The organism is Corynebacterium sp. HMSC065D07 (assembly GCF_001810695.1).
Lineage (GTDB): Bacteria > Actinomycetota > Actinomycetes > Mycobacteriales > Mycobacteriaceae > Corynebacterium > Corynebacterium hesseae.
The window spans coordinates 1-20,994 of sequence record NZ_KV802474.1 but is presented as its reverse complement, the minus strand read 5'-3'; the positions used below and the strand labels follow the sequence as shown (position 1 = coordinate 20,994).

Genomic DNA, 20,994 nt, shown 5'->3' with positions numbered 1-20,994 from the left:
AACGGCCCAAACGTTGAGGTGCTACGTGGGGCGTAGCACAATGGAGGACTATGAACATCCTCTCCATTCAGTCCCACGTCACCTTCGGTCACGTGGGCAACTCCGCAGCAGTCTTTCCACTTCAGCGCGCTGGCCATGAGGTATGGCCGATTCACACGGTGAACTTCTCCAACCACACCGGTTATGGCGATTGGGGCGGGCCGATGATCCCGGCGGAGGAGGTCACGGCGATTGTGGATGGCATCGAGAAGCGCGGCGCCTTCCCTCGCATCGACGCCATCCTGTCTGGCTACCAGGGCGGTCCGGATATTGCGGGCGCCATCGTGGATGCCGTGAACCGCATCAAGGCGGTTAACCCCAAGGCCCTCTATGCGTGTGACCCGGTGATGGGCAACGCCAAATCCGGCTGCTTCGTCTCCGATGAAATCCCGCCGCTGCTGCGCGATAAGGTGGTGCCCATTGCGGATATCATCACCCCGAATCAGTTTGAGCTGGGCTACCTGACTGATTGTGAGGTGGGCACCCTGGAGCAGACCCTCGCTGCGGTGAAGCGCGCGCAGGAGATCGGCCCGAAGACCGTGTTGGTGACCTCGGTGCAGCGCCCGGAGACCAGCGAGGACGAGATTGAGATGCTCGCCGTTGATGGCGAGCGCGCTTTCCTAGTCGCTACCCCCAAGCTGCCGTTCAAGCGCAATGGCTCGGGCGATGTCACGGCTTCGCTCTTTACGGGGCACTACGTGGAGACCAACGACGCCAAGCTGGCCCTCAAGCGAACCGCGTCCTCCGTCTTTGACCTGCTCCAAAACACCTATGAGGCGGATTCTCAGGAGCTGCTGCTCATCGAGTCGCAGGATGTCTTTGCTAACCCGCAGCTGCAGTTCCGGGTGGAGGAGCTCTAGCCGTCAATCCGTGACCGCCCTGCGCGCGCGTTCGCGGCCTGGCGTGGATGCCTTGACCCGGCGTCATGTCCTGGCCCGGCATTTGGTGTCCGGCAAACGGCATCCCGCAGGAGGCATCTGTCAGAAGGCGTTTTCACTCCTGAAAACGCCTTTTGCTGCGGCCAGATGGCGTTTTTGCGGTCAAAGACGCCTTTCGGAAGACGCCATTTGCAAGATGCCATTTGGCGCAAGCTTTTCGCAGTCGTCATACGGCGGATAACCTCGCGCCATCAGCTTTCACCCGCACCTCACCGCTGCTTTCGCGGCCCTCCTTCAACGATGTCGTTTCCAGCCATAAGGTTCTACTCAGATGGTTCGGGTCAGAAGGTTCTCTTGGGGGCAAACAAACCTTCTGGAGGTCGCTAGATGGTTCGTTTGGGGGCTAAGAAACCTTATGACCAGAACCGCCTGACTCAAACCATCTGCAGGGCGGATAACCCTCGCGCGAGCACAAAAGGTCCCTCTAGTCTGGTCCCTTCGCACACTAAAGGGACCTTTCAGTACGCGAAAACCACCACCAGATGGTCCCTTTACACAGAGAAGGGACCAGAGTAGAAGGATCAAACTGAAAGGACCATTCTTAAGCCCCTCGACAGGAAGCTCTCGGGGCCGCACGTCGAGAGCCAGAGCAGGGCCATACAACAAGAACGGGACTCGGCAGCTCGTGCGTTATGATATGAGGCGATATGAGCACTGATTTCGATGCCGCCTTCGCGGACCTGCCGGCTGAGGGCGAAGCCAACGCCGCTGACTATTCGCAATACACCGACACGCCCGAGGGCTTCCGCTCCGGCTTCGTGTCCTTCGTCGGCCGCCCCAACACCGGCAAGTCCACCCTGACCAACGCCCTGGTGGGGCAGAAGATCGCCATCACCGCCGACCAGCCGGAAACCACCCGCCACCCCATCCGCGGCCTCGTACACCGCGAGGATGCACAAATCGTCCTCGTCGACACACCCGGCCTGCACCGCCCGCGCACCTTGCTCGGCGAACGCCTCAACGAGGTAGTCAAGGACACCTACGCAGACGTCGACGTCATCGGCCTGACGATCCCTGCCGATGAGAAGATCGGCCCCGGCGATCGCTGGATTCTGGAGAACGTCCGCAAGGTCGCCCCGAAGACCCCCATCATCGGGATCGTCACCAAGCTGGACAAAGCCTCCAAGGACCAAGTCGGCGCCCAGCTCGTAGCTCTTCACGAGCTCCTCTCCGAGGAGAACCCAGACGCCGTGGTCATCCCCGTCTCCGCCACCGAGCGCGTGCAGCTGGATGAGCTGACCCAGGTCATCGTGGACCACCTCCCCGAGGGGCCTAAATTCTATCCGGATGACCACATCACCGACGAGGATCAGGCCAAGCGCATCGCTGAGCTTATCCGCGAGTCTGCGCTGTCCGGCCTGAAGTACGAGCTCCCGCACTCCGTCGCCGTCGAGGTCGATGAGATCCTGCCCAGCCAGGAACGCCCCGACGTCCTCAACGTCCACGCCATCCTCTACCTGGAGCGTCCCGGCCAGAAGCGCATCATCGAGGGCAAGGACGGCCGCCGCTTCCGCCGCATCGTGGGCACCGCCCGCAAGGAAATCATCCAGCTGCTCGGCCAAAACGTCTACCTTGACCTGCGCATTAAGGTGCTCAAGAACTGGCAATCGGACCCGAAGGCACTGGGCCGCCTGGGCTTCTAAAGTGCGCGAAAATTTCCGCGACCGCGCCCTCGTCATCCGTTCCTATGATTTTGGCGAGGCGGATCGCATCATCGTGCTCTTGACCCGCCACCACGGCCTCGTGCGCGGGGTGGCCAAGGGCGTTCGCCGCGCCAAATCGCGCTTCGGCTCGCGCCTGCAGCTCTTCGTCAACCTCGACGTGCAGCTCTACCCGGGCCGAAACCTCTACACCATTTCCCAGGCCGATACCGTGGACTACTTCGGTGCGCGCATCATCGAGGACTACGAGCGCTATACCGCCGCGTGTGCTGCCCTCGAATCCGCCGAGCGCCTCGCCGCCGCCGATGCCCCCGGGGACCCCTATCTCTACAATGCCTGCGTCGACGTCCTCGACAACCTTCAGCACGGCGATCCGCTCATGCTTCTCGACGCCTTCCTCCTCCAAGCCATGGCCCACGCCGGCTGGGCACCCAGCCTTTTCGATTGCGCCCAGTGCCAAAGGCCCGGCCCTCACCACGCCTTCCACCCAGCCGTCGGGGGTGCTGCCTGCCACCAATGCCGCCCGCCCGGGGCCGCCGAGGTGGACCCGGAAACCCTGCACCACATGTGGCTTATCGCCCACGGCCACCCCAGCCAGCCGACGAACACCCAAGCCCAAGAAGCCCATCGCCTCACCCGCGCGCACTTGCAATGGCACCTCGAGCGCTCCGTTGGCGCGCTGGGGATCATGGAACAGTAGACTGTAATGCGTGATTACGCCTGACCCGAACCGAGTCCTTCATCCGCCCGCTATCCCGCAGGAGTTCCTGCCGCGCCACATCGCGCTGGTCATGGACGGCAACGGCCGCTGGGCAGAGGAGCGCGGCATGAAGCGCACCGAAGGCCACCGCCGCGGGGAAGCAGTGCTTCTCGACGTCGTCGATACCTGCCTCGCCCTCGGCGTTCCCTACCTTTCCGCCTACGCCTTCTCCACCGAGAACTGGCGCCGCAGCGCGGAGGAAGTCCGCTTCCTCATGGGCTTTAACCGCGACGTCCTGCGCCGCCAGCGCCATTGGCTCAACGATAGGGGAGTGCGCGTGGTGTGGGCCGGCCGCCGCCCGCGCCTGTGGCGCTCCGTTATCAAGGAGCTCGAGGCCGCCGAGGAGCTCACCAAGGACAACACCAAGATGACTCTGGTGATGTGCGTGAATTACGGTGGGCGCGCCGAGCTTGTCGACGGCATCCGGGAACTCGCCGAGCAAGTCTCCCTCGGCGAGCTCGATCCGCGCTCCATCAATGAGAAGACGGTGAGCTCGGTGATGTATGACCCCGATATGCCGGACGTGGATCTGTTCTTGCGCCCCTCCGGTGAGAAGCGCACCTCGAATTTCCTGCTGTGGCAGTCGGCCTACGCAGAGATGATTTACCAGGACAAGCTCTTCCCGGATTTCACTCCGGATGACTTGTTCGCCGCGGTGGAGGAGTACGCGCGGCGCGACCGCCGCTTCGGCGGCGTCAAGTAGCCCGCAATCTAAGACGCCGCGGAGCAGTTGGCACAGATGCCGAAGATTTCGGCATCGTGCCCGGTGAGCTCGAAGTCGTGCTCTTTGGCTACCGAGGAGGCCCACTCTTCGATGGGGCCGCCGTCGATTTCCTCGGTGCGGCCGCACTTGGTGCATACCAAGTGGTGGTGGTGCGCATTGCTTTCGCAGTGCCGGTAGAGGGTCTCGCCGGAAGGCATGTGGAGTGCATCGACGGCTTCAATCTCCGAAAGCGATTGGAGCGTGCGATAGACGGTGGTGAGGCCGACTTTCTGGTTGCCGTCGATAAGCGCCTGGTGTATGTCCTTGGCAGAGGCGAATTTGTCGAGACTACGCAGGACTTCGACGACGGCGGTGCGCTGGCGGGTATTGCGAGCGCCGAGCTTGGGAATACTGTCGTGGATGGCCATGGGTCTAAAGTTTATCAACACACTTCCATTAAGAGGTGGCCAGTGAGGCGTCGCGAAGCAAAGGCAGCACCTTCTGAGCCGCCAAAAAGTAGCGGACTTCGCGGCCGAGGCGTTCGCAGTCGACGATGTGCGCGCGCTTCAAAACCCGCAGGTGTTGGCTAATAAGCGGTTGGGATTTGCCGGTGGCGGCCACGAGTTCGTGGACGTAGTGATCGCGCTCAGCTAGGCGCCGGATGATGTCGATGCGCAGCGGTGAATCCAAAGCGCTAATGACGGTGGCGGCTGCCGCGGGATCGAACGAGAGAGCTTCTTTCTGGGTGTTGGTCACACCATTCACCTTCAACCATATCTATTGGGGGAGAGTTAAAAAGAGAGATATAGGTACTATAGCTGAAGAATGCGAAAAAGTGTATAAAATGCACCACAGTTTCGGGGTGAGGGCACGCGGTGTCAGGGGGCGCGCTAGACTAGGCCGCACTGTATAAAGACTGTCCCCTACCAGAGGAGTCCCATTAGCTATGGCATCCGTCATTGATACCGTCGTCAGCCTGTGTAAGCGCCGCGGCTTGGTCTACCAGGCAGGTGAAATTTATGGCGGTTCCCGCTCTGCGTGGGACTACGGCCCGCTCGGTGTCGAGCTCAAGGAGAACATTAAGCGCCAGTGGTGGCGTCACATGGTGCAGTCCCGCGACGATGTCGTGGGCGTCGATACGTCCGTGATCCAGCCGCGCCAGGTGTGGGTGTCTTCCGGCCACGTCGAGGTCTTCACCGACCCGCTGGTGGAATCCAAGCACACCGGTAAGCGCTACCGCGCGGATCACCTCATCGAGGCTTACGAGGAAAAGCACGGCCACGAGCCGGCCAATGGCCTCGCTGACATCAACGATCCGGAGACCGGCCAGCCGGGTGACTGGACTGAGCCGAAGGCCTTCTCCGGCCTGCTCAAGACCTTCCTTGGCCCGGTCGACGATGAGCAGGGCTTGCACTACCTGCGCCCGGAGACCGCGCAGGGCATCTTCGTGAACTTCAAGAACGTGATGACCTCGGCCCGCATGAAGCCGCCGTTCGGCATTGCGAACATTGGTAAGTCATTCCGTAACGAGATCACCCCGGGTAACTTCATCTTCCGCACCCGCGAGTTCGAGCAGATGGAGATGGAGTTCTTCGTCAAGCCGGGCGAGGATGAAGAGTGGCACCAGTACTGGATCGATGACCGCTACAACTGGTACGTCGACCTGGGCATCAAGGAAGAGAACCTGCGCCTCTACGAGCACCCGAAGGAGAAGCTCTCCCACTACTCCAAGCGCACCGTGGACGTCGAGTATGCCTTCGGCTTCAAGGGCTCCAAGTGGGGCGAGCTGGAGGGCGTGGCTAACCGCACGGACTACGACCTTTCCGTCCACACCAAGGGCTCGGGCGAGGACCTGTCCTACTTCGATCAGGAGTCCGGCGAGCGCTGGACCCCGTACGTCATCGAGCCGGCTGCCGGCTTGGGCCGCTCCATGATGGCCTTCCTCGTTGACGCTTATGACGAGGAGGAGGCCCCCAACGCAAAGGGCGGCACCGACAAGCGCGTGGTGCTGCGCCTGGACCGCCGCCTGGCACCGGTGAAGGTGGCCGTGCTGCCGCTGTCGAAGAAGGAAGCGCTATCCACCCCGGCTCGCGAGCTGGCGAACAAGCTGCGCGCGAACTGGAACGTGGAGTTCGATACCTCCGGCGCCATCGGCCGCCGCTACCGCCGCCAGGATGAAATCGGCACGCCGTTCTGCGTGACCTATGACTTCGACACCTTGGAGGACAACGCGGTCACCGTGCGTGAGCGTGACTCCATGGAGCAGGAGCGCGTCAAGCTCGACGAGCTTGAGGCTTACCTGGCCGCTCGACTGATCGGCTGCTAATGCATTACACCAGCTGGGACCGCAGCGACCGCAAGAACCCGGTGCTCCTCGTAGGGGAGGGTCCGGCGTCGCTGGGCATGTTCCAGGAGCGCTCGGCGGACGTGGAAGGCGAGCACTGGCGCCTGGGGCTCGATGATTTGGGCGCGTCGGTGACGCTGGAGGATGACCGCGTCTACCGCCTGGCGGGCAACCCCAAGCGCGATAAGCGCTTGGAGGCGTCCCTGGATGGGCGCACGTTTGCCTTCATCAACGAGGCCGGCGGCGACTGGATTGTTGAGGACCACGACGGGCTGAAAATCGCGCAGTTCTCCTCGAAGAACTCGGGTGTACGTAAGGCCATCCTGGAGTTTGAGGGCGAGAAAAGCGATGATTCCGATGACCTCAATCATTCGGAGATTGCGGCGCTGAGCTGGTTTACGCGTGTGATTCTGGAGGCGCGGACGCAGAGCACCGCTATCCCGATCATCGCGACGTTGGTGCTGCTGACCATCGTTGCGGTCGTTGTGGTGCTGCTCTGATGCAGCGCTGGGTGTGGCACGACGGGGCGTTGGCGGATGGCGCGGGTGAGGTCATCGCCCGCGTGAGACCGACGGGCCTGCTGCTTCCTGGAACGGGTGCCACCATCGCCTTCGAGCACATCCCGGGCGCTCGCAGCTTTACTGTACGCGGGCCCGACTTTTCGGCGGAACAGACCAGCTTCACAGTGAAAAAGCTGCGCGCGGTCTGCCAGGGCCGCGAGTACCTGCTCGAGCGCACGAACCCCTTCCGCCGCGAGCGCCGCATCCTCGCTCTCGCAGACGCCAACGAGGTCGCCCGCACCGCCCCGCGGGGCCGCGACCTCGAGGTTGCGGTGGGCGAGCTCCCCCTCGCGGACGCCGCCTTCACCAGCTACTGTTGCCTGCTTCTCGACGGCTCCACCCGCCCCCTTCGCACCTAACCTACCTTCCGCGATATAGCCAGAACTGGCGTGGAAACTTGGGTGATTTCATTAAAAGGGGAGCTCTTCTGGCATCCTTGCTCGGCTTGGTATGCCAGTAGAGGGTTCTAGTTAGATGGTTGCAGTCATAAGGTTTGTTTGCCCCCAAACGAACCATCTAGCTCGGTGCAGAAGGTTTACTTGCCCCCAGGTAAACCGTTTGACTGCAACCTTGTGAGAGAAGCCTTTTGACGAGAACCATGTGCATGACCGTGTTCCACCTACCGTGTATGTGCACCACCCCGTATCCGAGGAGCTGATTGGCCGGCTACCGAGCCGGGGTCCAGTCGTCCGATGTGGGCACAGGAAATGTGGCAGACGGTATCTCACAAATGGCATCCGACGGAAGGCATCTGACAAATGGTGTCTGACAAAAGGCGTCTTTGGGGCTGAAGACGCCATGTGGAGGGCTCAAAAGGCGTTTTTAGCTGTGAAAACGCCTTCTGGAAGATGCCTTGTGCAAGGCGCCTTTTGCGAGATGCCATGTGGGGCCGCCCCGGTTATGAGATGCCGGGTGTAGGCCGCGGGCTTCGAGGCCTAGGCGCGAAAAGGGGGAGGGGGCGGCTAGAAGGAGCCGCCGCGGAAACCGCCTCCGCCTCCGCCGCCCGAGAAGCCACCGCCGCCGAAGCCTCCACCACCGGAGAAGCCGCCACCGAAGCCTCCACCACGGGAGCTGCCGCCGCCGAGGATTTGGCCAATGACCATGCCGGTGAGGATGTTGCCCGCGGCATCGGTGGCCTGGCGGCGCTGCTCCCGGCGGCGATAAGCCTCCAGGTCTTCCTTCGCGCGGTTGAGCGAAGTCTGCGCAGCAGAAGCGGCATCGCGGGAATAGTTGAGCGCCGCGCGCAGGTCCTTGGAGGCGGAGTTCTGGGCTTGGGCGAAGAGGCGGGAGGCATCGGCAAGCGCGACGCGCGCATCCGGGCCCACCACGCGGCCGCGCGAGGAGAGCAAGTCTTCTGCCGCCTGGATGGCGGACTCGGCCGCGGCAATCTGCTGGCGGTAGAGCGCAATCTGTCGCTCGCGGGTGGCGTTGGTTTCGCGGACGGTATCGAGCTGCTCGTCCAGCTTGCTATCGAGCGCCGTCAGCGCGGTGTACTGCCCCAGCGGGTCGGCCTTGCCCTGCTGGCGAGCCGCACTGAGCGCCTCCCGCGCCTGAACGAGCAGCGACTCCAGCGCGGACCAATCGGCAGGGGAGCCCTGCGCCTTTCCTTGCTGCTCGAGTTGCTGTGCTTCGGCGATTTCTTCCTCGACCTCATCGATGAGCGCCGGCAGGTTATCCTGCGCCGCGGTGATCGAGTTCTCCGCGTTCTCCACGGCGCTGAGCAGGCGGTCGGAGACCTCGAGCGCATGCTCGGCATCGCGGATATAGCCCACCAAAGGGCCCTGCTGCCCGGCCGGCTGGGACTGCAGGTCGCGGCCGCGTGACAGCAGCTTCTCGGCCTCGTCGAGCGAGACCTCTGCCATCTCCGGGTTATCCGCAATCGAGGACAACGCTTCCTCGGAATGAGAAGCACTGAGGGATGACAATGTCGTGCGCGCCTGCGGCAGACGCCCTCGCAGATCAACCGTGCGCTGGGTTAGCTCATCCAGCTTGGAGCCGGCGTTGATAAGCAAGTCACGCATCTTGGCAAAGTCCGCCGCCTGCTCATCCAACGCATCATCGGCCTGCCCGCAGGAGGAGATAATCTCCACCAGCATCTGGCGGCGCTCCGAAGTCGATTCCGGCAGGTTATCCTGTAGCCTCTGCTGCATCTGGAACGCCTTCTGCAGTGTTAGCGTGGAGTGGTTCATCGCGCGCGTGAACGGGCGGGTGCGCTCGGGGCCGAACTCGGCCACCGCGATGTCGAGCTCCTCCTTGCCGCGGCGGATCGACTCATCGGTGGAGACCAGCTCCTCCTGCGCCAGTTTCTCCAACGTATCCATATCCAGGCGGTCGAGCTGCGCGGTATTGCCCGGCTCAATCTGGCGCGCGGACTCCAGAGTGGCCGCCGAGTCCTTCTTTGTCTTGCGCCTGTTGGCCACCGCGATTCCGCCACCCGCCAAAGCCAGCGCGCCTGCGCCGCCAGCTAGCCACAGGCCTCCGGAGCCATCGGAGTCAGAAGCAGCAGAAGCGCCAGAAGACGACCCCGCAGAACCGGAAGCGGCAGCGTCGACAAGCGCAAGTGCGGAGGGGCCGTACTGGTGACCTTCGGCAAGCTTGGCGTAGGCCGCGTCATACATCGCATCCAGGCGCCCACGCGGCCAGTCTTTACCCGTCTGCACGCCCACGGTGGAATCATCCACGCCCACCACATAGGCCGCGGAGTTCGGGCCCTTGGACTGCACAATCTCACCTGCATAGCTCTCCGCGCCCTCCGACAGCGAGGAGGCAAAGACCACGAAAATCACCACGTGGTTCTCCTGCTGCAGCGCGGCAATCTTGTCCTCCAACTCGGACTTCTCCGAGTCCGAGAGCACCCCCGCCTCATCCGTCACCTTGTCCTTAATGGAGGCCGCCTCGGGTGCGGCGAGAACGAAGTCCGCCGCCACGGCGGGGCTAGCAGTGGCCAACCCCAACACCACAGCGGCAAGGGCGGCGCGACCAAAACGAGCAGCAGTAGTCATGCGCACCACGATACCTTCCCACCCAGCGCTAGAGTGGTCAGACAGTGAAGTACGTTATTGTCCTCGGCGCCGCACAGTACGACGGGCGCCCCTCCCGCATCCTGTCCGGCCGCGTGCGCTGTGCCGCCGAGTACGCCGCCGCGCACGACCTGCCCATCATCACCGTGGGCGGCAAGCTGCCCGGCGATAGGTTCACCGAGGCCGGGGTGGCTAAGCGCATGCTTGACGACGATCCCCTCAACGTCACCGCCCTCGAGGAAGGCCTGGACACCCGCAGCGAGCTGATTGCCGCGCGCGAGAAGCTGGGCGTGACCGAGGCCGTCATCATCACCGATCCGCTCCACCGCCTGCGCACCTTCCTTATCGCCCGCCAAGAAGGAATCACCGCGACCGTTATGGGCACGCCCTATTATCCTTCCCCGCGTTTCTCCATCCCGTGGTGGCGCTACCTGGCCCACGAGACCGGCGGCTTGGCCTACCTGGGCCTGCGCACCCTGCTGGGGGAGGAGCGCACCGATGGCGTGCGCGCGGCCTTCTACCGCATCGAGCGCATTATTCGCCCCAACCAGGCCCTGCGCCACCGCGTCATTGGCGCGAGGCAGACCCAGGAAGGCCAGGACTCCGCCTAAACTTAAAACCCGTGAGCTATTCCTACCGCGCAGAAGACGTCGCCCGCCTCGCTTCCGAGTCACCCAAAGGCTCGGCCTTGCTCAAATCCGAGGAGCACCGCGGCGCCTTCTCCCGGGACCGCGCCCGCGTCCTGCACTCCGCGGCGCTGCGCCGCCTGGCGGATAAAACCCAGGTGGTGGGCCCTCGAGATGGCGATACCCCGCGCACCCGGCTGACGCACTCCCTGGAGGTCAGCCAGATCGCCCGCAGCATTGGTGCTGGCTTAGGCCTGGACCCGGACCTGTGCGATATGGCGGGGTTAACCCATGACATCGGCCACCCGCCCTACGGCCACAACGGCGAGAATGCACTCAACGAGGTAGCCCTCGGCGGCTTCGAGGGCAACGCCCAGACCCTGCGCATCCTGGCCAAGCTGGAGCCCAAGGTGGTCCTGGATACCCCGGCGGGCCCGCGCAGCTACGGCTTGAACCTCACCCGCGCCTCGCTCGATGCGGCCTGCAAATACCCCTGGACCAAGACCAACCCGGATGGCACCACCAACCGCAAATACGGCGCCTATGACGAGGACGTAGACATCCTGGAGTGGCTGCGCCAGGGGCATAGCGATAAGCGCAAGTCCATGGAGGCCCAGGTCATGGACTGGTCGGACGACATCGCCTATTCCGTCCACGACGTCGAAGACGGCATCATCTCCCGCCGCATCTCTTTGAACGTGCTGTGGGACCTGGTGGAGCTGGCCAACCTCGCGGACAAGGGCGCCAAGGCCTTCGGCGGCACTGCCGACGAGCTCCTGGAGGCCGCCGACCGCCTGCGCCAGCTGGACGTCATCAACGCCATCGGCAACTTCGACTACTCCCTGCGCTCTTATGCCAACTTGAAGAAGATGACCTCGGAGCTCGTCGGCCGCTATGTGGGCGCTACCGTCTCCGCCACGCTCGCGGCTAACGACGAACCGCTTGGCCGCATGAACGGCGACCTCGCCGTCCCGCCGGGCGCGGTGGCGGAGGTGACCCTGCTCAAGACCATCGCCGTGCTCTACGTCATGGATGAGCCCGCCCACCTAGCCCGCCAGGACCGCCAGCGCGAGCGCATCTACCGCGTCTACGACTACCTGGTGGCCGGCGCGCCGGGCTCGCTGGACGCCACCTTCGCCCTGTGGTGGAACCAGGCCGACACCGATCTGGAGCGTGACCGCGCCATCATCGACCAGATCGCCTCCATGACGGAGTCGCGCCTGGAGCGCCTGGCGCAGCGCAGCGCCGAGCTCTTCGGCTTCTTGAGCTAGGGCGGAGCTAGCGCACCAGCGCACCCAGCCCACGGGCAGAAGGTGGGGCAGGGCCGTGCTGCGCGCAACGGCCGGGCGAAGCGGGAGATTTCCGTCACTCGATAGTTGAACACCGTTTACTTTGACGTCATGCACCTGACAACTCGTTGTTAAACGAGCGGCCTAGCCTCGGGCGGGCCGTCAGCTGTGCGGCTCCTGTGGAGCCCTCAGAAGCGGAAGTCTCTTCATTTTGCTATCTGTCAAGGAATTTTTGTGTCTCAAAAGAAGTCTCAGAAAAAACTGCATAAAGCCGCGCTGATCGCCTCCATCAGCCTCGTTGGCTCAAGCCTTGTTGCTCCCGCATTCGCCTCCGCCCAGGACCTGCCCAAGGCAGACATCCTGGACTTGTCCTTGGAGAACGGGACCATCAGCAACTCCGCATCCGATGCCGCACCGCTGAACATCGGCGCGCCCACCGTGGAGCAAGACAGCGTGCTTGAGCGCCCCGTGGCCCACTTTGACGGCCGCAAGGATGCCGTCGGCTTCGACATCGGGGACAAGTTTGACCAGATCAAGGACGGCTTCACCGTCGAATGCGTCTTCCGCTACGACGGAGAATTCGACGGCAACGAAAAGAGCCTCTGCGCCAACAAGGAAGCAGGTGGCTGGGCCATGGTCATCTACGGCGACCAGCTCACCTTCACCGTCAACGGCAGCGATGGCTACAAGAAAGCCCAGCAGCAGGTGGAACCGGGGCAGTGGTACCACGCGGTGGGCGTCTACGACGGCACCAAGAGCGAGCTCTATGTCAACGGCGCCAAGGTGGCTGAGAACACCGAGATCAACGGTGAGGTGACCAAGCCCAAGTCCAACTCCACCGCCGTGATGATCGGCGCGGACTCCGGCCGGGATAACGCCGCCCAGTTCTACTCTGATGCCGTCGTGAGCGAAGCCCGCATCTTCTCCGATCCGCTGGGCGAAGAAGAGATTTCCGCCCTCTACGAGGACTCCAACCTGAGCACCGATAAGAAGGCGGAGATCACCGGCTCCACCCCGAGTGCTGGCCAGCACCTGACGGGCCCGGTGACTTTCGACGTCCAGTTCAACGACGAAGCCCTCATCTCCCGCGAGCTCACCTACGCCCTGGACGGCGAAGAAATTGAGCGCGGGCAGGAGATCGGCACCGGCCTCAAGGAAGGAAACCACTCCATCCAGGTCGAGGGCCGCGATGTCTTTGGTAACCCCATCTCCCAGGCCATCGACTTCACCTCCGGCAACCTCCCGGGTGCCGCCGGTACCGACTCCACGCCGAGCGGCGAGGGCGTGACCATCTCCGCCCGCGCGGACAACCCGAGCGGTGGGGAGGTGGAGACCACCTTCACTGAAGCAGACGTTGCGGTAGCGGAGAAGGGCTTCCAGGGCACCGTCACCGATATCCCTGAGACCCTAGACTTCGAGTACGAAGACGGCGAGGACTTCAACAAGTCCCTCAACCCGGATAACGAGGACGCCCAGGAGACCAGCTCCACGGAGGACATGCCCTTCCAGCGCTTTGATCTGAAGGTCAAGGACGCAGAGAAGAAGGCCCACGACCTCGCCTGGTCCGGCACCGTGGATCCCAAGCGCTCGGTGCGCCTTATGGCGTGGAATACCAAGAGCAACAGCTGGGAGAAGTTAGCAGAAACCCGCGGCGTAGCCGATGCCGAAGTAAGCCTCAGCGCGGAAGTCAACCAGAACTTCGTCGACGGCGGAAGCATCCACACCATGCTGGTGGGCTATGACGTCTTTGCCGATGACCTCAACGAGCCCGTCAACGAGCAATTCGCCGACACCAGCGACTATGACTTTTCCATCGCCCACCACACCGATACCCAGTACCTCTCCGAAGGCGCAGTAGAGAAGGCCACCGCCGAGGAACGCAAGAAGTGGGAAGACGGCTACACCGCAGCCACCCAGTGGATCGCGGACAACGCCGAGACGCGCAAGATCGCCTACTCCGCCCACACCGGCGACATCATTGAGAACTGGATTGGCAAGGACAATGACCGCCCCAATGCCAAGAAGGAATTCGAGGTAGCCTCCAACGCCCAGAAGATTCTGGAGGACGCCGGCGTGGTCAACGGCGTGCTGCCCGGCAACCACGACAACCAAAGCGGCGCGGATGTCGGCGCCGGCAACCTCTACAACGAATACTTCGGTCCGGAGCGCTACGAGGCGCAGCAGGGCACGGGCAAGTGGGCTGAGCAGGATGCCTCCTACCACCCCTATGCTGAGGGCGATAACGATAACCACTATGACCTGTTCTCCACCAACGGCATGGACTTCATCGCCTTGCACCTGGGCTTTGACGTCACGGAGGAGGAAGCCGCGTGGGCGGATAAGGTGCTCAAGCAGTACTCCGACCGCAACGCCATCCTGCTCACCCACGCCTACCTCAAGCCTTCCGCTAACCCGGATGGCCGCGGCTCGGACTTCTCCCACGACGGCGTGATGGTCTATGAGAACGTCATTGAAAAGAACCCCAACGTGGCTCTGGTTCTGGCTGGCCACGAGCACGGTGTGTCCATTGTCACCCGCAAGGACGTTGGCCACACCAACAACCACGTGGTGGAGCTTCTCGCGGATTACCAGTTCTATGAGGTCGGCTCCGATGAGCTGGGACTGACGGAGCTAGGCAAGTATGACGGCGACACCGGCCTGCGCTTTGGCTCCAGCTACCTGCGCCTCCTGCAGTTTGACCTGAAGAATTCGGAGATGGTCGTTGATACGTATTCGCCGCTTCTCGACGACCACAATGCCACCGAGTACGACGACCGCCACCGCTACAACGGCCATGAGGATGAGTTCCGTGTGCCGATCCAGTTCCAGACCCGCAAGACCAGCTTTGCGACGAACTCGATGCTCGCCCTGACCGATACCGGCAAGGAGATTGGCAAAGACACCGCCAAGTCCGGCTGGCCCGCCAGCGTTACCTACAAGGACGTCAAGGCCGGCCAGGCCTATGGCTGGTACGCTACCTCTGCCGATGCCTCCTCCAAGGAGGACACCAAGCCCGGTATCGTGCGCCAGTTCGGCGTCTTCACCGCGCAGGATCAGCAGGAGAAGGATAACGAAGCCCCTGAACTCACAGTCCCGAGCGACAAGCTCACCCTCACCAAGGGCGAAAAGGCCAACCTCCTCGAAGGTGTTAGCGCCAAGGACAATAAGGACGGTGACCTCACCGACAAGGTGAAGGTGGTGGGCAACATCGACACCGCCAAGCCGGGCGTCTACTCCGTCACTTACGCCGTGACCGACTCCGCTGGTAACCAGGCCCTGGCCTCCCGCGTCGTGGAAGTCACCGCCGGCAGCGCGGACGACAACACCGACAGCAGCAGCGAGAGCAGCAGCGGATCAAGCAACAGTGGCTCCAGCGGCTCGAGCGACCACTCGAGCAACAGCTCGAGCCGTGGAAGCGTCCTCCCCGCCATCCTCGGCGCCCTCTTCGGCGCTGCAGGCGCCACCGCGGTCATCGCCGGCCTGCTGAACTACCTCGCACCGGAAATGCGCGATACCGTCAAGCGCGCCCTCGGCCTCTAAGGTCTAAGGCCCCGGCGGGCTAACCACCCGCCGGCCCATCACCGCAGCCGGCCCACAACCTCACTAGCGCACTAGCGCGACGCCCTGGTCCTCCAGCACGGTTCTCACCCGCGCTAAATCTTCCTCCACCATGTCAAAATCCGCGGCGATAATCGCTACGATGTGTTGCTCGCGGAGGAAGTCCGCCAGGGCGTCGAGGTTGCGCGGGGCACCGGACTGGCAGCCGCGCAGGCGGCCGAGCGCGCTATAGAAGTCCTCGCGCGTGCGGATGGGTTCGGTGATGAGAATGCGTTGCATGTCTTAGTCCTCCGCGTCCGGGATACTGCAGAAGCTGTCGTAGTGGTCGTCGGTGTAGTACCAGACATCCGGGTCGGTCTCGCTGCCGCCGCCGGTGACGATGCGCTTTGCCCCGCGGTGCCCAATCCCCGGGGTTTCCACGGTGTATTCGCGGTAGTAATTCTTTGACTGCTGCGGCAGCGCGCCCTCATAGTTGCCGAAACGCACGTTGTCATTATCTGGATAGTCATAGGGCCCGCCGGCCAGGATATCCTCGGCGGTCTCGTGGGCCTCCTGCGGCAGGGAGTCCATGGCGCAGGTGGGCAGGTCTGACTCGCCTTGCTTTGCGACGTCCCCCTTATCCCCATCGCCGCCATCGGATGCGCCGGATGCAGCGGACGAAGCAGACGCAGCCGATGAGGGCGCTGCCTTCTGGTCAGCGCCATCGCCGGAGCCGCCGAGGTCAATGCCGAAGTAGCCCGCGACGAGGACTAGCACCGCGCCACCGATGATGGCCGGCAGCGATTTTTTGGAGGGGGAGGATTGGGACATGGCCCCCATCATTGCAGGTATAGGGCCTGAACCAGAAATCCGGACCAGGCCTTTTCCCAATCCCCACTGCAGGTTGTTTGGGGATGTGGGACTTGGCGCCACTGATCCACCCAGCCGTGGGTACCTGTAGCTCCGGCGGGCGGGGTAGTCTGTACGCATGGCACGAGGCAGAATTCCGGACAGCGACATCCAAGCTATCCGTGAACGCGCGCCTATTGATGAAATCGTGGGCGAGTACGTTCAGCTCAAACCCGCTGGCTATGACTCGCTGAAGGGCTTGAGTCCCTTCAAGGATGAAAAGACCCCGTCCTTCCACGTGCGCCCGCAGCGCGGCTATTATCACTGCTTCTCCACCGGCAAGGGCGGAGACGTCTTCAGCTTCCTCATGGAGATGGAGCAGGTCTCCTTCCCGGAGGCCGTCGAGGCAGTAGCCCAGAAGATCGGCTACCACATCAACTACCAAGGTGGCTCCACCGGTGCGCGCGATGAAAAGCCCGGCACCCGCCGCCGCCTCATCGCCGCCAACAAGGCCGCGCACGAGTTCTACCGCCAGCAGCTGGAGACCCCGCAGGCCGCCACTGCTCGTGAGTTCCTCCTCGACCGCGGCTTCTCCAAGGAAATCATCTACGCCTTCGAATGCGGCTATGCCCCGGAGGGCTGGGACACCGCCACCAAGCACTTGCTACGTATGGGCTTTTCCTTTGAGGAGCTCGACGCCGCCGGCATCTCCAAGATGGGCAAGCGCGGTCCCATCGACCGCTTCCACCGGCGTCTGCTGTGGCCCATCAAGGACCTATCCGGCAACGTCATCGGCTTCGGCGCGCGCAAGCTTTTCGACGACGACAAGCTGGGCAAGTACATGAACACCTCCGAAACCATGCTCTATCACAAGTCCAAGGTGCTCTTCGGGCTGGATTTGGCCAAGCGCAACATCGCGGAACAGCACCAGGCCGTGGTGGTGGAGGGCTATACGGATGTCATGGCCATGTATGCCGCGGGCGTGAAGACCGCCGTGGCCTCCTGTGGTACCGCCTTCGGCGCGGATCACCTGCAGGTGTTGCGCCGCCTCATGTTGGATGATTCCTACTTCCACGGCGAGCTCATCTACACCTTCGACGGCGACGAGGCCGGACAGAAGGCCGCGATGCGAGCCTTCGAGGGCGAGCAGAAGTTCACCGGCCAATCCTTCGTCTCCGTAGCCCCCGATGGCATGGACCCGTGCGATCTGCGCCTCGCGCGCGGCGATGCCGCGGTGCGTGACTTGGTGGCGGACCGCATCCCCATGTTCGAGTTCGTCATCCGCTCCGTCATCTCAGACTTCAGCATCGATACCGCGGAGGGCCGCCTCCAAGCCCTACGTCGCGCGGTGCCCGTGGTGGCCCAGATCCGCGACCAACCTCTGCAGCGCGAGTACGCCCGCCGCCTTGCCGGCTGGGTGGGCTGGCCCGATCCGGAGGAAGTACTCCACCAAGTGCGCCAGGAGGCGCGTAAGCCCAGGAAGGAACAGCGCCCGCGCTTTGCCTCCCTGGAACAGACCTCATCTGCGCCCGCGCAGTCTAATGCCCCCGTCATGCACATCCCTGGCCCCCGCGAGCCACACCTGTGGCCGCAGCGCGAGGCCCTCAAGCTGGCCCTGCAATTCCCGCAGATCGCCGGCAGCTACTTCGACGGAATCACAGACGACGCCTACTCCAACGAGGCCTACCGCACCATCCGCCGCGCCATCTCCACCCTCGGCGGAGTGACTGCCGGTGCCGAGCAGCCCGGGGTGGAGTGGCTGGCCGCCGTGGCGGGTGAAATGCCGGACCTCATGGCCCGCAACTTCGTCTCTGAGCTCGCCGTGGAACCTATCAAGCTAGGGGAGACCGGCAACCCCGATACCGACCTTGAGGCCTACGCCGATTCCGTACTCTCCCGCCTCCAAGAGGCCCGTGTGGGCGACCAGGTAGCCCAACTCAAGGCGCAGCTGGGCCGCATGCGCCCCTCCGACGACGAAGAATCCTACAACTCACTCTTCGCGGACCTCGTCGCCCTCGAGCAGGCCCGCCGCGAGCTCAATGATCGCGCTTTCCGCGGCGTGCGCTAACCGACGCCCCCGCTAATCCGCAGCCACGTGCACGCGTTGTAGCGTACGCGCTAATCTTCGTCCGGCTCGTAAATCCGATCCGGTTGCGCACCATCCGCGGCGCCGCGTTTGCCGCGGTGCCCCTTGTTGTAGTCCTTAAGCTCACGCATGCGCGGTTCCGGGTCCAATCGGTTGGCCACGGCCTTGCGTGCGGAACGCACCGCGGCCTTGGTGGCGGGGGAGTTGACGGCCTTCTCGTAGGCACCCTTAATTTGGTGATAGCGCTTGCGCCCCGCCTTGGTTCCAAAGACGTATCCGGCGGCAGCACCCACAACAAATTGGATCATTGGAAACTAGTCATCCCCTTACTTCAAGCCAGCGCAACAGCCGGCGTTTGCGTACAACGTACGGGCAACGTGCAATTCTCATGAATAGCCTACCTGCCAAACCAGTCCGGGGCAGGTGGCCTCTTGGCAGCGAAGCGAACAGGGATACCGAATAGATATGAGAGGAACTCTTCCCATATTGCATTCGCTTCAGTTAACTTAATACCTGTGAAGACTTCGAAGCGTACGCATGCGGTATCGGCAGCCGTGGCCATGTCAGCGCTGCTAACGGCCAGCGTGGCGGCAGCTGAGCCCCGCACCAATTGCCTTGAAGAACCGCGCGAAGTCACCGTGAGCGAGGACTAGCGTTTGTTTTCTATATAACTCTGGGCCATGTGCGCGAAGCATCCGCATTGTAGACTCTTATGGAGATTCTCTCCCAGTAGTCAACAAAGGAAGTCTATGTCTAAGCCAAAGATTATGACCGTGTACGGAACCCGCCCTGAAGCCATCAAGGTGGCACCGGTCATCAAGGCTCTGGAGAAGGACGAGCGTTTCGAATCCGTTGCCGTCTCCACTGGTCAGCACAAGGAAATGCTGGAACAGGTTAATACAATGTTCGGCATTGAGCCAAAGCTGGATCTTCACCTTATGAAGCCAGGCCAAGGGCTCAATGAGATTGTTTCCCGTGCGCTGATGGGACTAGATGAGATCATTGATGCCGAACAGCCTGATGTCATCATTTCCCAGGGCGATACCTCGACCGCAATGGCCGCAGCGCTGGCTGGTTTCCACCGAGACGTGAAGGTCGTTCACCTCGAAGCTGGTCTGCGTACCGGTGACATTCACTCTCCGTTCCCGGAAGAAGCCAACCGAAAGCTCATTGGCCAGGTGGCAGAGCTGCACCTCGCGCCGACTGCAGGCTCGATGGAAAACCTGCGCCGTGAGAACGTCCGGTCGAAGGACATCGCGGTCACCGGCAACACCGTCATTGATGCTCTTCTGGAGGCAGCCAGCTGGGACACCGAATTTGAGGATCCCGCCCTGCAGGAAGCAGCCGAAACTGGCAAGCGCCTCGTGGTGGTCACCACCCACCGCCGCGAGAACCTCGAAGCGATGAAGAAGATCGGCGGCGCAGTTAAGGACCTTGCGGAGAGCTACTCGGACATCAACTTTGTCCTTCCACTGCACCTGAACCCAAAGGTTCGTGAAGCTGTGCTTCCGGAAGTCGAGTCCTTGCCCAATGTTCTCATCACGGACCCACTTCCTTATGACCAGTTCACCAAGCTTCTTGACCGCGCAACCATCATCCTGACGGATTCCGGCGGAGTCCAGGAGGAAGCGCCGGCTCTGGGTAAGCCGGTCCTAGTCATGCGCCAGAACACTGAGCGCCCTGAAGCTGTTGTTGCCGGCACTGTGAAGCTTGTGGGGGCCAATCGTAGTCTCATCGTGGCGGAGGCCAAGCTGTTGCTTGATGACGACGCCGCGTATCACTCCATGGCCAACGCCGTGAACCCCTATGGCGATGGCAAGGCTGCCGAGCGTGCCGTTGCCGCTATTGCCGAGCTCCTCGGCGTAGGTGAACGGCTACCAGACTTTGAACCAAGTGCAGGGGCATAGACGGTCCGCTATATTCGTAGACGAGCCCTTGTCATCGGCTGGTCTGCCCGTGAGAAGGATCAGGAGGCCGTGACAGTAAGCGCACAAGACGCTAGTGTTTAAGCGATTGCATGGATTTCTTTGACGCACTGGTACTAGGTATGTCCATTGGTATAGATCCTCCACAACGATCTGCCCCTTGGTCCGACTAGCTCACTCCCTATTGCGAATGGTTTGGGTGGCTTTAGACTTGTGAGAGAAATGTGAAGCATTTTGAAGTGGCGAAGAAATTTTTAGATCTTCTTCGAACTGCCACAAGTATCGACTGCGCTGGAATGGCTTTGTCTGGGCTCACAATGACTCGGATCGTGATTTTGGCAAAAGGATAGCTAGGTACGGATCTTAAAGCATCCGGCATGGCTTATATTCAGAAAAAGCACTGAAAACTATGCGCGATAAGGTAGTCGAACTGTTAAGTAGCGCTGGGGTGGATGCGTGTAGTGCAGTTCTGAACGGACGAAAACCTTCGTATTGAGTATGGCTTAACTAATCGTTCTGTTTTGGCTCCCGCAGTGTTCTGAAATACTTCTATTTGCTATTTCTGTGATTGTGTAGTAGTGAAAAGTGAGGTATTCTAATCTGTTCTATTTTTCAGCCATTAGTGGCTCTTCCGGTTTCGGGGTGCGTAGCGGGGTG

Annotated in this window: 19 protein-coding genes; 13 read left to right on the top strand and 6 right to left on the bottom strand. The window is 62.3% G+C overall.

What is annotated here, in order from left to right; translation table 11 throughout:
- The first annotated feature begins 50 nt into the window (after window positions 1-50).
- The 4 genes from pdxY (at window position 51) to HMPREF2760_RS11065 (ending at window position 4,101) form a co-directional block, all read left to right on the top strand.
- A complete protein-coding gene (gene pdxY / locus HMPREF2760_RS11080; protein WP_070597399.1) occupies window positions 51-899 on the top strand; it encodes a pyridoxal kinase PdxY in 849 nt (282 codons plus the stop codon).
- Between the two features lie 725 nt (window positions 900-1,624).
- Window positions 1,625-2,620, top strand: coding sequence for a GTPase Era (gene era, locus HMPREF2760_RS11075; protein ID WP_070530228.1), 996 nt, complete (start codon window positions 1,625-1,627; stop codon window positions 2,618-2,620).
- A gap of 1 nt (window position 2,621) precedes the next feature.
- Entirely contained in the window at window positions 2,622-3,338 is a 717-nt protein-coding gene (gene recO / locus HMPREF2760_RS11070) for a DNA repair protein RecO (protein ID WP_070597396.1), read from the top strand.
- A 10-nt stretch (window positions 3,339-3,348) separates the two neighbouring features.
- The gene (locus HMPREF2760_RS11065) at window positions 3,349-4,101 is read left to right on the top strand and encodes an isoprenyl transferase (protein WP_070597395.1); all 753 of its coding nucleotides are present in this window, start codon (window positions 3,349-3,351) and stop codon (window positions 4,099-4,101) included.
- A gap of 8 nt (window positions 4,102-4,109) precedes the next feature.
- Here HMPREF2760_RS11065 and HMPREF2760_RS11060 read toward each other — a convergent pair whose 3' ends face one another.
- Together HMPREF2760_RS11060 and HMPREF2760_RS11055 are read right to left on the bottom strand one after the other, a co-directional pair.
- Window positions 4,110-4,529, bottom strand: coding sequence for a Fur family transcriptional regulator (locus tag HMPREF2760_RS11060; RefSeq protein ID WP_070530236.1), 420 nt, complete (start codon window positions 4,527-4,529; stop codon window positions 4,110-4,112).
- A gap of 28 nt (window positions 4,530-4,557) precedes the next feature.
- On the bottom strand, window positions 4,558-4,857 hold the full coding sequence (locus HMPREF2760_RS11055) for an ArsR/SmtB family transcription factor (protein ID WP_070597392.1): 300 nt from the start codon (window positions 4,855-4,857) through the stop codon (window positions 4,558-4,560).
- 190 nt (window positions 4,858-5,047) lie between these two features.
- Between HMPREF2760_RS11055 and HMPREF2760_RS11050 the strand changes: the two genes are divergently transcribed.
- Genes HMPREF2760_RS11050 through HMPREF2760_RS11040 form a run of 3 tightly spaced genes read left to right on the top strand, consistent with a single transcriptional unit; the run spans window position 5,048 to window position 7,364 of the window.
- Window positions 5,048-6,427, top strand: coding sequence for a glycine--tRNA ligase (locus HMPREF2760_RS11050; RefSeq protein WP_070530241.1), 1,380 nt, complete (start codon window positions 5,048-5,050; stop codon window positions 6,425-6,427).
- Window positions 6,427-6,945, top strand: coding sequence for a hypothetical protein (locus HMPREF2760_RS11045; RefSeq protein WP_070530243.1), 519 nt, complete (start codon window positions 6,427-6,429; stop codon window positions 6,943-6,945). The genes HMPREF2760_RS11050 and HMPREF2760_RS11045 overlap by 1 nt, the downstream gene beginning before the upstream one ends.
- On the top strand, window positions 6,945-7,364 hold the full coding sequence (locus HMPREF2760_RS11040; protein WP_070597391.1) for a hypothetical protein: 420 nt from the start codon (window positions 6,945-6,947) through the stop codon (window positions 7,362-7,364). The genes HMPREF2760_RS11045 and HMPREF2760_RS11040 overlap by 1 nt, the downstream gene beginning before the upstream one ends.
- A 603-nt stretch (window positions 7,365-7,967) precedes the next feature.
- Here HMPREF2760_RS11040 and HMPREF2760_RS11035 read toward each other — a convergent pair.
- Window positions 7,968-10,007 (bottom strand): TPM domain-containing protein, encoded by a 2,040-nt coding sequence (locus HMPREF2760_RS11035; protein ID WP_070597389.1) that lies wholly within the window; start codon window positions 10,005-10,007, stop codon window positions 7,968-7,970.
- A 44-nt stretch (window positions 10,008-10,051) separates the two neighbouring features.
- On the opposite strand from HMPREF2760_RS11035, the gene HMPREF2760_RS11030 reads away from it, so the two are divergent.
- The 3 genes from HMPREF2760_RS11030 (at window position 10,052) to HMPREF2760_RS11020 (ending at window position 15,480) form a co-directional block, all read left to right on the top strand.
- Window positions 10,052-10,636 (top strand): YdcF family protein, encoded by a 585-nt coding sequence (locus HMPREF2760_RS11030; protein ID WP_070597387.1) that lies wholly within the window; start codon window positions 10,052-10,054, stop codon window positions 10,634-10,636.
- A gap of 11 nt (window positions 10,637-10,647) precedes the next feature.
- Window positions 10,648-11,922, top strand: a complete 1,275-nt coding sequence (locus HMPREF2760_RS11025; RefSeq protein ID WP_070597385.1) for a deoxyguanosinetriphosphate triphosphohydrolase — start codon at window positions 10,648-10,650, stop codon at window positions 11,920-11,922.
- Between the two features lie 252 nt (window positions 11,923-12,174).
- Entirely contained in the window at window positions 12,175-15,480 is a 3,306-nt protein-coding gene (locus HMPREF2760_RS11020; RefSeq protein ID WP_070597383.1) for a LamG-like jellyroll fold domain-containing protein, read from the top strand.
- A 63-nt stretch (window positions 15,481-15,543) separates the two neighbouring features.
- Here HMPREF2760_RS11020 and HMPREF2760_RS11015 read toward each other — a convergent pair whose 3' ends face one another.
- Both HMPREF2760_RS11015 and HMPREF2760_RS11010 read right to left on the bottom strand, forming a co-directional pair.
- Entirely contained in the window at window positions 15,544-15,777 is a 234-nt protein-coding gene (locus tag HMPREF2760_RS11015; RefSeq protein ID WP_070597381.1) for a barstar family protein, read from the bottom strand.
- A gap of 3 nt (window positions 15,778-15,780) precedes the next feature.
- Window positions 15,781-16,308 (bottom strand): guanyl-specific ribonuclease, encoded by a 528-nt coding sequence (locus HMPREF2760_RS11010; protein WP_070597379.1) that lies wholly within the window; start codon window positions 16,306-16,308, stop codon window positions 15,781-15,783.
- A 157-nt stretch (window positions 16,309-16,465) separates the two neighbouring features.
- Between HMPREF2760_RS11010 and dnaG the strand changes: the two genes are divergently transcribed.
- Entirely contained in the window at window positions 16,466-18,394 is a 1,929-nt protein-coding gene (gene dnaG / locus HMPREF2760_RS11005) for a DNA primase (protein WP_070597377.1), read from the top strand.
- A 50-nt stretch (window positions 18,395-18,444) separates the two neighbouring features.
- On the opposite strand, the gene HMPREF2760_RS11000 is transcribed toward dnaG, so the two are convergent.
- A complete protein-coding gene (locus HMPREF2760_RS11000) occupies window positions 18,445-18,720 on the bottom strand; it encodes a hypothetical protein (RefSeq protein ID WP_070597375.1) in 276 nt (91 codons plus the stop codon).
- A gap of 207 nt (window positions 18,721-18,927) precedes the next feature.
- On the opposite strand from HMPREF2760_RS11000, the gene HMPREF2760_RS12895 reads away from it, so the two are divergent.
- Complete coding sequence (locus HMPREF2760_RS12895) at window positions 18,928-19,065, top strand: hypothetical protein (RefSeq protein ID WP_154736808.1); 138 nt, start codon at window positions 18,928-18,930, stop codon at window positions 19,063-19,065.
- A gap of 96 nt (window positions 19,066-19,161) precedes the next feature.
- Entirely contained in the window at window positions 19,162-20,319 is a 1,158-nt protein-coding gene (gene wecB / locus HMPREF2760_RS10995) for a non-hydrolyzing UDP-N-acetylglucosamine 2-epimerase (RefSeq protein ID WP_070597373.1), read from the top strand.
- Window positions 20,320-20,994 lie beyond the last annotated feature (675 nt).